Origin of the sequence: Pseudomonas sp. EYE_354 (genome assembly GCF_023148575.1) — a bacterium.
GTDB lineage: Bacteria > Pseudomonadota > Gammaproteobacteria > Pseudomonadales > Pseudomonadaceae > Aquipseudomonas.
Genome location: NZ_JAHXNQ010000016.1, coordinates 41,173 through 54,294 on the forward strand (window position 1 = coordinate 41,173; position 13,122 = coordinate 54,294).

Here is a 13,122-nt window from a genome sequence, read left to right on the forward strand (position 1 = left end):
GCGTGTTTCAAGACGTTATTCGTAGTGGCCGGGAAAGCTGTGGCAGTCGATCATCGCATGCTGCCGTAGTTGCCTCCCGCCACGTATTCCTTGAGCTGCGCCACCCGATGAGTGGCGAATGAGGACTTTATGAGCAAGACCAACGCTTCCCTGATGAAACGCCGCGAAGCCGCTGTACCGCGCGGTGTTGGCCAGATTCACCCGATCTTCGCCGACTCCGCGAAGAACGCCACCGTGACCGACGTTGAAGGTCGCGAGTTCATCGACTTCGCCGGCGGTATCGCCGTGCTGAACACCGGCCACGTGCACCCGAAAATCATCAAGGCCGTGACCGAGCAACTGAACAAGCTGACCCACACGTGCTTCCAGGTATTGGCCTACGAGCCTTACGTAGAAGTGTGCGAGAAGGTGAACGCCAAGGTCCCAGGTGACTTCGCCAAGAAAACCCTGTTGGTCACCACCGGTTCCGAAGCGGTGGAAAACGCCGTGAAAATCGCGCGTGCCGCCACTGGCCGTGCCGGCGTGATCGCCTTCACCGGCGCGTACCACGGCCGCACCATGATGACCCTGGGTCTTACCGGTAAAGTCGTGCCGTACTCGGCCGGCATGGGCCTGATGCCCGGCGGCGTGTTCCGTGCGCTGTACCCGAACGAGCTGCACGGTGTGAGCGATGACGACTCCATCGCCAGCATCGAACGCATTTTCAAGAACGATGCCGAGCCGCGTGATATTGCGGCGATCATCATCGAGCCGGTGCAGGGCGAGGGCGGTTTCTACGTGGCGCCCAAGTCGTTCATGAAGCGCCTGCGCGAACTGTGCGACAAGCACGGCATCCTGCTGATCGCCGACGAAGTGCAGACTGGCGCCGGCCGCACCGGCACGTTCTTCGCCATGGAGCAGATGGGCGTTGCCGCCGACCTGACCACCTTCGCCAAATCCATCGCTGGCGGCTTCCCGCTGGCCGGTGTGTGCGGCAAGGCTGAATACATGGACGCCATTGCCCCAGGTGGCCTGGGCGGCACCTACGCCGGTAGCCCGATCGCCTGCGCCGCGGCCCTGGCGGTGATGGAGGTGTTCGAAGAAGAGCACTTGCTGGACCGCTGCAAGGCGGTTGGCGAGCATCTGGTGACTGGCCTCAAGGCGATCCAGGCCAAGTACCCGGTGATCGGTGACGTGCGTGCCCTGGGCGCGATGATCGCCGTCGAGCTGTTCGACGACGGCGACACCCACAAGCCAAACGCCGCGGCCGTTGCCGCTGTGGTGGCCAAGGCGCGTGACAAGGGCCTGATCCTGCTGTCCTGCGGCACCTACGGCAACGTGTTGCGCGTACTGGTCCCGCTGACGGCGCCGGACGAGCAGTTGGACAAAGGCTTGGCGATCATCGAAGAGTGCTTCGCAGAGCTTTAAGCGGCAGGCTGCAGTTGCAAGCGACAAGCTGCAAGGGGTGACGAGCTTGCCGCTTGCAGCTTCGAGCTTGCAGCTCAAAGAAACCGCCCGTGAATAAAAAAACCGCTGATGCGGTTTTTTTTTGTTCACTCGGCGGCTTGGCGCGCATGTTGGTGTTGGACGCTGAACGGTGGGGTTGGCGGAGCTGATGCACGTTGCAAAGGCTGGCGTCAGCCGGCGACCACGCGGTTTTTGCCCAGGCGCTTGGCCTCGTACATGGCGGTATCGGCGCGCGCGAACAGGCTGTCCAGGGTCGCGTCGGCTTCGGTGAGGCTGGCCAGGCCCTGGCTGATGGTCACACCGAACGCCTGGCCTTCGTAGCTGAAGCTCAGCGCCTGAATCTCTTTGCCCAGGCGTTCAGCCACTTGCAGGGCCATCTCCGGCGCACAGCCAGGCAGTACCGCGGCAAACTCTTCGCCGCCAATGCGCCCGAACAGGTCGCCACGGCGCAGCACCCCTCGACCGCTCTCGGCGATGCGCCGCAGCACCTGGTCGCCCTCCAGGTGGCCGTAGGTGTCGTTGATGTCCTTGAAGTCGTCGATGTCCAGCAGGAGGAAGGCCAGCGGCGTGCCTTGGGCGCACGCGCTGTCGAAGGCATGGTTGGCGCATTCGAAGAAGTGCCGGCGGTTGCTGCTCTGGGTGAGCACGTCGGTGGTGGCCAGGCGGTGCAACTCAAGCTCGAGCTGCTTCTTTTCGGTGATGTCTTCGGCCATGCCGACCACAATCAACGGTTCGCCCGGCTCGACCTGCTGATTGATGTAGCACTTGTCGCTCAACCAGCGGATCTGACCGTCGGCGGTGATGATGCGGTACTCGCGGTCTTCCACGGCACCTCGCTCCAGTACGCGGGCCAGACTTTTTTCGGCGTAGTCGAGGTCTTCGGGGTGAATGCTGTTGCGCCATTCCCGATGGTCGGCGAGCAGCAGGCCGGCAGCACGTCCAAATATCCGCTCGTATGCCGGGCTCACGTACAGCACGCGGCGGGTCTCCCAATCGATGGCCCAGAGCACCGCATTCACACTTACCAGCAGCGAACTGAGGAGCTGCTCGCGCTCACTCAGGCGCTCGACTTCGCCCTGGGCATGCACCAACGCCAGCAGGGTTGCAGCCGCCGTGGGGCGCTGAGTTTCAGCGACGGGCGGATCCGGTAAGTGGGGTTTTTCGTGAACCATCGGCACAACTCTCTCTGGGCGCGCCGCAGGATGGAGCAGCGGTCACAACAAGGGGTCACCATGATGGCGAAGTGTTCCTTGAGAGAGGCTAATTGCGTCGAAGTTCCGTCAACGGGGTCGATTAGCGGCGCCCGGTAAATGACGCCAAAAAGATGCTGTGGGAGGGCGTACCCTCCCACAGCGCAGTCAGGCCGCGGGGCGTAGCGAATAGGTTTTCAGCTGATGGGCGAAGTCGCGCAGGGACTGGATGCCACTGGCTTCGGCCTCGTGTACCCATTCCTTGATCGCCGCCAGCATGTCGTGGCCATTGGAGCTGGTCTTGAGCCAGATCTGCTGCAGCGCCAGGCGCTTTTCATAGATCACTTTCAGGGCCTGGCTATGCTCCAGCATGCCTTGGATGCGCAGGTGATGACGGTCATCCAACAGGCTGGTTTCCCGCGACAGCAGGCGCTTGGCGCGGTGGAACTGGTGGCGCACCGAGTGATCGACTTTTTCCAGCTCCTGCTTGACCAGTGGGCCGATCACCAGCTTGCGGTACTGGGCCATGATCTGGAAGCGGTTGTTGAGAATCGCCATGGCGGTATCCATGTCCAGATGGCCTTTGCCCTCGACGCGATGCGCAATCGGCGCCACGCGCTGCACCTTGGCCAGGCGCAGGAAGCTGAACAGTTTGATCCACGCCCAACCCAGGTCGAATTCCCATTTTTTCACCGACAGTTTCGCGGAGTTGGGATAGGTGTGGTGATTGTTGTGCAGCTCTTCGCCACCGACGATGATGCCCCACGGCACCAGGTTGGTGGCGGCATCACGGCATTCGAAATTGCGATAGCCCACGGCATGCCCCAGGCCATTGATCACGCCGGCGGCCCAGAACGGTATCCACATCATCTGGATGGCCCAGATGGTGATGCCGATGGTGCCGAACAGCAGCAGGTCGATCACGCCCATGATCGCCACGCCCAGCAGCGGGTAGGGCGTGTACAGGTTGCGTTCGATCCAGTCGTCCGGGCAGTTCTTGCCGTAGATGCGCAGGGTTTCCGGGTTTTCCGCTTCGGCGCGGTACAGTTCGGCACCTTTGCGTAACACGGTGGACAGGCCTTTGATCACCGGGCTGTGCGGGTCATCGACGGTCTCGCATTTGGCGTGGTGCTTGCGGTGGATGGCGGTCCACTCGCGGGTGTTCTGCGCCGTGGTCAGCCACAGCCAGAAGCGGAAGAAGTGTTTCAGGCCGGCATTGAGCTCCAGGGAGCGATGGGCTGAATAGCGATGCAGATAAACCGTGACGCCAACGATGGTCACGTGGGTCATCAACAGAGTGACTGCCACCAGTTGCCAGGCTGACAGGTCAAGAAAACCGTTGTACCACATAGGCTGTATGGCCCTCAGATAAAGAAAAAACCAGCTCACGCATTATCACTAAGCCTGCAGAGAAAACCAGCCGCCCTTTCAGATAGAAGTGACTGGATGTTTCTTATCCTATAATCCCCGACCTTTGTAGGACGATTCTGTTCTTTAGGTAAGGAATACTGGCCATATGCTGTTTTCATACCGAGGTGCCCTGCGTGCGGGGCTGGTATACCTGCTGGTTTCGGTGGCCTGGATGGGTCTCACAGGCTACTTATTGATCGAGTTTATCGATAACCCGAGCGCTCTTACCCTGTGGCTGCAGGTGCGCGGTTATCTGTGGGTAATGGCCAGCGCTCTGGTGATTTACCTGATGAGCGCCCGATTTGCCGCGGCCAGCCAGCTGCAGCAACCCCTGAAGGAAAACCGCGAACGTCTGCGTCAGGCCGCTGCTGTGTTCGATTGCACGCGCGAAGGGGTGCTGGTCACGGATGCCCGAGGCTTGATCGTGCATGTAAATCGGGCCTTTATGGCGATCACCGGCTACCAGGGTGAGGAGGTCATGGGCCAGCCGCCCAGCCTGTTCAAATCCGGTCGCCATTCGTCGAGTTTTTACCAGCAGATGTTTCAGACCCTGGCGCGCGACGGTGAATGGAGCGGTGAAATCTGGAACCGCCGCAAAAGCGGCGAAATTTATCCGCAGTGGCAAACCATCCGGGTGATTCACGATGATCATGGCGACCTCAGCCATTACGTTGCGGTGTTTTCCGATATCAGCGCCATCAAGAATTCCGAGCACGAACTGGCGCACCTGGCTCACCACGACCCGCTGACCGACCTGCCCAACCGCTTGCTCTTCACCGACCGCGCCGAGCAGGCCCTGGCTTCGGCGCAACTGCATAAACGCGGCTGCGCCCTGCTGTTGCTGGACCTGGACCACTTCAAGATCATCAATGACAGCCTGGGTCATAACGTCGGCGACCAATTGCTCAAGTTGGCGGGCGAACGGCTCCAGGGCTTGCTTGGCCCCGGCGTGACACTGGCGCGCCTGGGTGGGGACGAGTTCGCGGTGCTCGCGGAAAGTTGTTCACAAGTGGTGCAGGCCGCCGCGCTGGCACAGCGCATGCTGGATGTGATGAAACAGCCGTTCATTTTTGACGGTCACCAGCTGTTTATCAGCGCCAGCATCGGCATCAGCCTGTTCCCCAGCGATGCGCTGAGCGCCGAGCAACTGCTGCGCAATGCCGACTCCGCGTTGTTCAAAGCCAAAAGTGTGGGCCGCGAAGGCTTCGCCTTGTACACCGAAGAACTCACGGCCCACGCGCAGAACCGTGTAGAGATCGCCAGCGAACTGCGTCGCGCCCTCGACCAGCAGGAGCTGCGCGTTTACTACCAGCCGGTGCACGACCTGCACGGCAGCCGCCTGGTCGGCGTCGAAGCCCTGGTGCGCTGGCAGCACCCGGAACGCGGGCTGGTGCCGCCGTGCGAGTTCATCCCCATCGCCGAGCGTACCGGCCTGATTGCCGATATTGACGCGTGGGTCATGCACCAGGCGTGCTGGCAGATGTGCCAATGGCTGGCCGACGGCGCGCCGCTGAAGTTTATTGCGCTCAACGTGTCCAGCCGCCTGTTCGCGCGGCGCGAACTCTACGAGCAAGTCGCGCAGGTGCTCCACGAGACCGGCCTGGACCCGGCCTTCCTTGAGTTGGAAGTCACCGAAAGCGCGGTGATGGAAGACCCCGAAGTCGCTTTGGAGCAACTGCATCGCCTGCGCGAACTGGGCTTGCGCCTGGCCATCGATGATTTTGGCACCGGCTATTCCTCGTTGCTGCGCCTCAAGCGCTTGCCGGTGCAAAAGCTCAAGATCGACCAGGGTTTTGTCGCCGGCCTGCCGTGGGACGAAGACGACGCTGCGATTGTGCGCGTGGTTATCGCCCTGGCCAAAAGCATGGGCATGCAGGTGCACGCCGAGGGCATCGAGCAGGTGGAGCAGGCGCGCTTTTTGTTGGAGCAGGACTGCGACATGGGCCAGGGCTACTGGTTTGGACGGCCGATGCCGGCCGAAGAGCTTGATTGGTCACGAGCCCCCGCCATCTGAGCTTGAAACACGAGCAAACTGTGAGGGCTTGCTCGCTCCCCCATTGGGTCTTCTCAAGGGCTGATCTTGGCGATTATCCCTTTGCAACCCCATGCCCTTCAGAAAATTCATTCTGGTTATATAAACATTCTTAAATAGTATTTTTAAGAATATCCGCGCTTATCTACTATCGCTCTCACGCCGCAAGCAGTGCCACCACTGCGAGGCACCCTTCATCTCAGGAGCGAGACCATGAGCGCATCCCTACGTAGCGTCGACGGCCAGGACGAAGCAGCCATTTTGCGTGAAATCCAGAGCGCCCTGCGCGATCTGCGCTTCGGCGCGGTGGAAATCACCGTGCACAACGCCCAAGTGGTGCAGATCGAGCGCAAGGAAAAATTCCGTTTGCAGAACCCGGCGAACAAACCGGGCTGAGCATTGACGGCGACAGCCCCGTCACTCGATAGACCCGTAACGATAAGAACAAGCCAACACCCAAGAATTCTCAGGAGCCTTCCATGTCGTCGATTCGCCGTTATGCCCTGGCCGCGCTGGCCAGTGCCGTGTTTGCCGGTTCCGCCGTTGCCAAGGACTACGAGTTGCTCAACGTCTCGTACGACCCGACGCGTGAGCTGTACCAGGACTACAACGCAGAGTTCACCCAATTCTGGAAACAGTCCCACCCTGGCGACAACGTCAAGATCCAGCAATCCCACGGTGGTTCGGGCAAGCAGGGCCGGGCGGTGATCGACGGTCTGCGCGCCGACGTCGTGACCCTGGCCCTGGCTGGTGACATCGACGAAATCGCCAAACTGGGCAAGACCTTGCCGGAAAACTGGCAGACCCGCCTGCCGGATGCGAGCACCCCGTACACCTCGACCATCGTGTTCCTGGTGCGCAAGGGCAACCCTAAAGGCATTAAGGACTGGGGCGACCTGATTAAAAAGGACGTGTCGGTGATCACCCCTAACCCGAAAACCTCCGGCGGTGCGCGCTGGAACTTCCTCGCCGCGTGGGCTTACGGCCTCAAAGCCGGCGGCAGCGAAGCCAAGGCTCAGGAGTACGTGAAAGAGCTGTTCAAGCACGTGCCGATCCTCGACACCGGCGCGCGCGGCTCGACCATTACCTTCGTCAACAACGGTCAGGGTGACGTGTTGCTGGCCTGGGAAAACGAAGCGTTCCTGGCGCTCAAGGAAGACGGCGGCGCCGACAAGTTCGATATCGTCGTTCCGTCCCTGTCGATCCTCGCGGAGCCGCCAGTGGCGGTGGTCGACAAGAACGCCGAGAAGAAGGGCAACACCGAGATCGCAACCGAATACCTGAAACACCTGTACAGCCCGGCTGGCCAGGAGATTGCGGCGAAAAACTTCTACCGTCCACGCGATGCAAAAGTAGCCGCCAAATACGCCCAGCAGTTCCCCAAACTGGACCTGGTGACTATCGACAAAGACTTCGGCGGCTGGAAAACTGCCCAACCGAAATTCTTTAACGACGGTGGCGTGTTCGACCAGATCTATACGGCGCAGTAAGCCGAGAAACACACACCCACGAAGCCCGCATTCACCTGCGGGTTTTGTGTGTCAGTTCCGCTAACCAAGGACTCTTATGTCGCGTCGTATTTCCCCCGTCATACCCGGCTTCGGGCTGACGCTGGGCTACACCGTCGTGTACCTCAGCCTGATCGTACTCATCCCCCTGGCGGCGATGTTCGTCCACGCGGCTCAACTCACCTGGGATCAGTTCTGGGCCATCATTTCCGCACCGCGTGTGCTGGCGGCCTTGAAACTGAGCTTCAGCACCGCGTTGTACGCCGCGCTGATCAACGGCGTGATCGGCACGCTGCTGGCCTGGGTGCTGGTGCGCTACACCTTCCCCGGCCGCAAGATCATCGATGCGATGATCGACCTGCCGTTCGCCCTGCCCACCGCCGTGGCCGGTATTGCCTTGACCGCGCTGTATGCGCCTAACGGCCTGGTCGGCCAGTTCGCCGCCGACCTGGGCTTCAAGATCGCTTATTCGCCACTGGGCATCACGCTGGCGCTGACCTTCGTCACCCTGCCGTTCGTGGTGCGCACGGTGCAGCCGGTGCTCGCCGATATCCCACGTGAAGTCGAAGAAGCCGCTGCCTGTCTGGGCGCCAAGCCGTTGCAGGTGTTCCGCTACATCCTCGTGCCGGCGCTGCTGCCCGCCTGGCTGACCGGCTTCGCCCTGGCGTTTGCCCGTGGTGTAGGCGAGTACGGTTCGGTGATTTTCATCGCGGGCAACATGCCGATGAAAACCGAGATCCTGCCGTTGCTGATCATGGTCAAACTCGACCAGTACGACTACCGCGGCGCCACCTCCATTGGGGTGTTGATGCTGGTGGTTTCCTTTGTATTGCTGCTGCTGATCAACTTGCTGCAGCGGCGCATCGAACGTCCATAAGGAGGCGCGGAACATGTCCCAATCGTCTATTTCCGCCGCGTCCTCGGCCAACGCCGCCCGACGTGGCAGCGCCGTGTCGCGACGCATCCTGATCGGCCTTGGCTGGCTGGTGTTCTTTCTGTTCCTGTTGCTGCCGCTGTTTATCGTGGTGTCCCAGGGCCTGAAGAACGGCCTGGGTACTTTCTTCAGCGCGATCCTTGAGCCCGACGCGTTGTCGGCGCTGAAACTCACGGTGATCGCCGTGCTGATCTCGGTGCCGCTCAACCTGGTGTTCGGGGTGAGTGCTGCATGGTGCGTGAGCAAGTACTCGTTCCGTGGCAAGAGCATCCTGGTGACGCTGATCGACCTGCCGTTTTCGGTGTCGCCGGTGATCGCGGGCCTGGTGTACGTGCTGATGTTCGGCGCGCAAGGTTTCTTCGGCCCATGGCTGCAGGAGCATGACATTCAGATCGTGTTCGCCCTGCCGGGCATTGTGCTGGCGACCATCTTCGTCACCGTGCCGTTCGTGGCCCGTGAACTGATCCCGCTGATGCAGGAGCAGGGCACCCAGGAAGAGGAGGCCGCACGCCTGCTCGGCGCCAATGGCTGGCAGATGTTCTGGCATGTGACCGTGCCGAACATCAAGTGGGGCCTGATCTACGGCGTGGTGCTGTGTACCGCGCGGGCCATGGGGGAATTCGGCGCGGTATCGGTGGTGTCCGGCCACATTCGCGGCGTCACCAATACCCTGCCGCTGCACGTCGAGATTCTCTACAACGAATACAACCACGTGGCCGCGTTTGCGGTGGCCAGCCTGTTGCTGATCCTGGCGCTCTTTATCCTGCTGCTCAAGCAGTGGAGCGAGAACCGTATCAACCGCCTGCGCAACAGCGCCGGTGAGGAATAAGTCATGTCGATCGAAGTCCGTAATGTCAGCAAGAACTTCAACGCCTTCAAGGCCCTGAACAGCATCAATCTGGACATCCAGAGTGGCGAGCTGGTGGCGTTGCTGGGCCCTTCCGGCTGCGGCAAGACCACCTTGCTGCGCATCATCGCCGGCCTGGAAACTCCGGATGACGGCAGCATCGTGTTCCACGGTGAAGACGTCTCCGGCCACGATGTGCGTGATCGCAACGTCGGGTTTGTGTTTCAGCATTACGCGCTGTTCCGCCACATGAGCGTGTTCGACAACGTCGCTTTCGGCCTGCGCATGAAACCGAAAAACCAGCGGCCCACCGAGAGCCAGATCGCGACCAAGGTTCACGAACTGCTGAACATGGTGCAGCTCGATTGGCTGTCCGACCGTTACCCGGAACAACTCTCCGGCGGCCAGCGCCAACGTATCGCCCTGGCCCGCGCCCTGGCGGTGGAACCCAAAGTGCTGCTGCTGGACGAACCGTTCGGCGCGCTCGATGCCAAGGTGCGTAAAGAACTGCGCCGCTGGCTGGCGCGCTTGCACGAAGACATCAACCTGACCTCGGTGTTCGTGACCCACGACCAGGAAGAGGCCATGGAAGTCGCCGACCGTATTGTGGTGATGAACAAAGGGGTGATCGAGCAGATCGGCTCACCGGGTGATGTCTACGAAAACCCGGCCAGTGACTTCGTGTACCACTTCCTGGGCGACTCCAACCGCCTGCACCTGGGCGAAGACAAACACGTGTTGTTCCGCCCCCACGAAGTGTCGTTGTCGCGCCATGAACTGGAAGACCACCACGCGGCCGAAGTGCGGGATATTCGCCCACTGGGCGCGACCACGCGGGTGACGCTCAAGGTCGAAGGCCAGCCCGAGCTGATCGAAGCCGAAGTGGTGAAAGACCACGACAGCCTGACCGGCCTGGCGCGGGGCGAGACCCTGTTCTTCAAGCCCAAGGTCTGGCAAAAAGCCTGACCCTCCGAGCGTTCCCACGCTCTGCGTGGGAACGCCTCTTGTGACGCTCTGCGTCACGCTTTGGGACGCGGAGCGTCCTGGGCTGCATTCCCACGCAGAGCGTGGGAACGATCATGTGGGAGCTGGCTCGGCTTCAGATCGCGGCGTTCTACCGGGCCGGACCGCGCCTCAATCTGCTCTTTAAGTTCATGCCGCAATCCCAGCAAAAACGCGACTTCCGCCACCACAAACAACGGCCCCACGATCAACCCCGATACATCGTCCACAAACGCGGGTTTCTTGCCTTCGTAGTAGTGCCCGACAAACTGAATCACCCAGCCCACCACGAACATCCCCACGCCACTGCTCAGCCAGACCAGAGTGTCTTGCGCGGCCAGCACGTGCCCGGCCCATACCGACAAGCCCATCAGCACGCTCATCAGTGTGCCCAGCGCCAGTTCCAGGCGCAGGTAAAACCACGCTGACAGCAGCGCCACGATCACTGCCGGTGAAATCCACAGGCCACCCATCGCCCATTCAGGGCGCGACAGCAGCACGGCCACGGCGACGACGATCAAGGGGATGCCAATGAAGTGGCTGGCGATATTGCGCGGGTCGCGGTGGTAGGCGGCGTATTGACTGAGGTGGTCGACGAGGCTTTTCATTGTTGTTCCTCCTGTAGGATGTTTGATCATGCCCTGTCAGCCAGCGCCTGACTGTCAGCTGGGCGACAATCTTCGGAGTTCCCATGGATGCAGAGAAGTGGCATGCCCGTCTGGCCAGCGGCCATTGGTTCAGTCATCTGCCTGTCGATCTACAGCGTCGCTTGCTGGCGGCCGCGCGGTTGCGCGTGCTGACGGCGGGCCAGTTCCTGTTCAAGCGCGGCGACCCGCCCTGTGGGCTGTACGCGGTGCTGGATGGCGCGGTGCGCATCAGTGCCGTGAACGCCCAGGGTAAGGAAGCGGTGTTGAGCCTGGTGGAAACACCCTACTGGTTCGGGGAGATTTGCCTGTTCGACAACCTGCCGCGCACCCACGATGCCCAGGCCTCGGGGCCGTGCACGCTGTTGCAGGTGCCGCAGGCGGCCATGCTCGACATCCTTGAACACCAACCGGCGTATTGGCGTGATGTGGCCTTGTTGATGAGCCACAAGCTGCGCCTGTCGTTGATCAATATCGAACAGATGAGCCTGATGCCCGCGTCGGCGCGCCTGGCCCATCGGCTGCTGATGATCGCCCGAGGCTACGGCGAAATCGACCAGGCGCGCCACACCCTGCAACTGCCTCAGGAAGACCTGGCGGCGATGTTGGGCCTGTCGCGCCAGACCACCAACAGTCTGCTCAAGGCGCTGGAGCAACAGGGCATCATCGGCTTGAGCTATGGCGCGATTGAGATACTCGATCTCAAAAGCCTGCAGCAGGCCGCGGGCCTATGAACCGCGATACGTCGAGAAACCGTACGGGCTGAGCAACAACGGGATGTGGTAATGCTGGTCGGCCTGTTTGACCTGGAAAATCACCGGCACTTCGGGGAAGAACGTCTCGCGGTTGGCCTTTTTGTAGTAGTCGCCGGTCTTGAACACCACGCGATACTCACCCGGCGTCATGCTGCGGTTGGCGGGGAACAGTTCGGCGATGCGTCCCTGTTGGTTGGTGACGCCTTCGGACAGCGACTGCCATTGATCGCCCACCTGTTGCTCCAGGGTGACACTGACACCGGCCGATGGCAGGCCGTTTTCCAGGTTGAGCACGTGTACGCTCAAGGGGTTGCCGGCGGCCAGGGCCAGGTTGCACAGGCCGCTTAGGCTCAGGGCGGCGAGGGTCATGCTGAGGGTTTTCATCGTGAGGTCCTTTCGGTTGGTATCAAAGAGAGGTTTTCAGGCCCAGTTGCTCGGCGGCTTGTACGGCGCAGGCTTCGTCCTGCGCGGCGCCGCCGGCACCGGCAATGCCCAGTGCACCCACCAGTTCGGCATCGGCAAACAGCGGCACGCCGCCGCCGAGCAACAGCAACTCGGGCAAGCTGTTAAGGTTGGCGGCCTCGGGGCTATTGCGCGCGCGTTCGGCGAACAGTCGTGTCGGGGTTTTGGTCGACAGCGCCGTGTAGGCTTTGCGCTGGCTCGCGATGCTGTTGTGCGGGCCAACGCCGTCGGCGCGCAGGCTCAGCAGCAGGTTGGCGCCGCGATCCAGGACGGTCAGTGCCGCACTGCAGTGGCTAAGGCTGGCATCGGCCAGTTGGCGCGCGGTGTTTAAATCGAGGTCGGCATGGCGCGGCAGTGGCGGTGCGGCCAGCGCGCTGGTGCAGACAGCAAGGCTTAAAAGCAAGACAAGGCGGGACATAGTGACGACTCCGGAAAACAGGCCGCTACCCTAGCCAGTGAACGGGGTCAGAAACCGCACAATTTGATGACAGGTTTGTAATCAAACCCAGAGGTAAACCATGCAGGTGTTGTTAGTGGAAGACCAGCCGCAACTGGCGCAGCTCATGGCCCAAGGCTTGAGCGAGGCCGGTTTCGGCGTGGAAGTCGCAGCCAATGGCATGGCGGCGCAGCGCTTTGTGGAAAGCACCGAGTACGACCTGGTGATCCTGGACGTGATGCTGCCCGGCTTGAACGCCTGGAAGTTGCAGCAGGCGATTCGGCAGCGCGGGGACACCCCGGTGCTGTTCTTGACCACGCCGGGCGGGATCGAAGATCGCCTGCGCGGGTTGGAGTTGCACGAGGAGGACTATCTGCTCAAGCCGTTTGATGCCAAGGCCCTGGTGGCGCGGGTGAGAAAGTTATTGCGGCGTGATCGTGGGCGCTGATTGACCGG

13 protein-coding genes and 1 pseudogene are annotated in these 13,122 nt (G+C 61.4%); 9 read left to right on the forward strand and 5 right to left on the reverse strand.

The window, feature by feature from the left end; translation table 11 throughout:
* Nucleotides 1–129 precede the first annotated feature (129 nt).
* Nucleotides 130–1,407: a 4-aminobutyrate--2-oxoglutarate transaminase gene (gabT, locus tag KZX66_RS20845; protein WP_248082938.1), complete on the forward strand. Its 1,278-nt coding sequence runs from the start codon at nt 130–132 to the stop codon at nt 1,405–1,407.
* 209 nt (nt 1,408–1,616) lie between these two features.
* On the opposite strand, the gene KZX66_RS20850 is transcribed toward gabT, so the two are convergent.
* Entirely contained in the window at nt 1,617–2,618 is a 1,002-nt protein-coding gene (locus KZX66_RS20850; RefSeq protein WP_248082939.1) for a sensor domain-containing diguanylate cyclase, read from the reverse strand.
* Between the two features lie 186 nt (nt 2,619–2,804).
* Nucleotides 2,805–3,986 (reverse strand): delta-9 fatty acid desaturase DesA, encoded by a 1,182-nt coding sequence (gene desA / locus KZX66_RS20855; RefSeq protein ID WP_248082940.1) that lies wholly within the window; start codon nt 3,984–3,986, stop codon nt 2,805–2,807.
* Between the two features lie 166 nt (nt 3,987–4,152).
* On the opposite strand from desA, the gene dibA reads away from it, so the two are divergent.
* From dibA to KZX66_RS20885, 6 genes are all read left to right on the forward strand, one after another.
* Entirely contained in the window at nt 4,153–6,060 is a 1,908-nt protein-coding gene (gene dibA, locus KZX66_RS20860; RefSeq protein ID WP_248082941.1) for a phosphodiesterase DibA, read from the forward strand.
* Nucleotides 6,061–6,291: 231 nt separating this feature from the next.
* Nucleotides 6,292–6,474: a sulfur starvation response protein OscA gene (gene oscA, locus KZX66_RS20865; RefSeq protein ID WP_248082943.1), complete on the forward strand. Its 183-nt coding sequence runs from the start codon at nt 6,292–6,294 to the stop codon at nt 6,472–6,474.
* 83 nt (nt 6,475–6,557) lie between these two features.
* Nucleotides 6,558–7,568, forward strand: a complete 1,011-nt coding sequence (locus tag KZX66_RS20870; protein ID WP_248082945.1) for a sulfate ABC transporter substrate-binding protein — start codon at nt 6,558–6,560, stop codon at nt 7,566–7,568.
* A gap of 76 nt (nt 7,569–7,644) precedes the next feature.
* The gene (gene cysT / locus KZX66_RS20875) at nt 7,645–8,463 is read left to right on the forward strand and encodes a sulfate ABC transporter permease subunit CysT (protein ID WP_248082947.1); all 819 of its coding nucleotides are present in this window, start codon (nt 7,645–7,647) and stop codon (nt 8,461–8,463) included.
* A 13-nt stretch (nt 8,464–8,476) separates the two neighbouring features.
* Nucleotides 8,477–9,349 (forward strand): sulfate ABC transporter permease subunit CysW, encoded by an 873-nt coding sequence (gene cysW / locus KZX66_RS20880; protein ID WP_248082949.1) that lies wholly within the window; start codon nt 8,477–8,479, stop codon nt 9,347–9,349.
* A gap of 3 nt (nt 9,350–9,352) precedes the next feature.
* The gene (locus tag KZX66_RS20885) at nt 9,353–10,333 is read left to right on the forward strand and encodes a sulfate ABC transporter ATP-binding protein (protein WP_248082951.1); all 981 of its coding nucleotides are present in this window, start codon (nt 9,353–9,355) and stop codon (nt 10,331–10,333) included.
* Nucleotides 10,334–10,482: 149 nt separating this feature from the next.
* Here the strand turns inward: KZX66_RS20885 and KZX66_RS20890 are convergent.
* Nucleotides 10,483–10,977, reverse strand: a pseudogene (locus KZX66_RS20890) (Mpo1-like protein); the annotation flags it as partial.
* An 83-nt stretch (nt 10,978–11,060) separates the two neighbouring features.
* Between KZX66_RS20890 and KZX66_RS20895 the strand changes: the two are divergent.
* Nucleotides 11,061–11,747, forward strand: coding sequence for a Crp/Fnr family transcriptional regulator (locus tag KZX66_RS20895; protein WP_248082953.1), 687 nt, complete (start codon nt 11,061–11,063; stop codon nt 11,745–11,747).
* Here the strand turns inward: KZX66_RS20895 and uraH are convergent.
* Both uraH and KZX66_RS20905 read right to left on the reverse strand, forming a co-directional pair.
* Nucleotides 11,742–12,152: a hydroxyisourate hydrolase gene (gene uraH, locus KZX66_RS20900; RefSeq protein WP_248082955.1), complete on the reverse strand. Its 411-nt coding sequence runs from the start codon at nt 12,150–12,152 to the stop codon at nt 11,742–11,744. The two genes, KZX66_RS20895 and uraH, sit on opposite strands and share 6 nt — an antisense overlap.
* Nucleotides 12,153–12,174: 22 nt before the next feature.
* On the reverse strand, nt 12,175–12,648 hold the full coding sequence (locus KZX66_RS20905) for a heme-binding protein (RefSeq protein ID WP_248082957.1): 474 nt from the start codon (nt 12,646–12,648) through the stop codon (nt 12,175–12,177).
* A gap of 100 nt (nt 12,649–12,748) precedes the next feature.
* Between KZX66_RS20905 and KZX66_RS20910 the strand changes: the two genes are divergently transcribed.
* Entirely contained in the window at nt 12,749–13,114 is a 366-nt protein-coding gene (locus tag KZX66_RS20910; RefSeq protein WP_248082959.1) for a response regulator, read from the forward strand.
* The last annotated feature ends 8 nt before the right edge of the window (nt 13,115–13,122 follow it).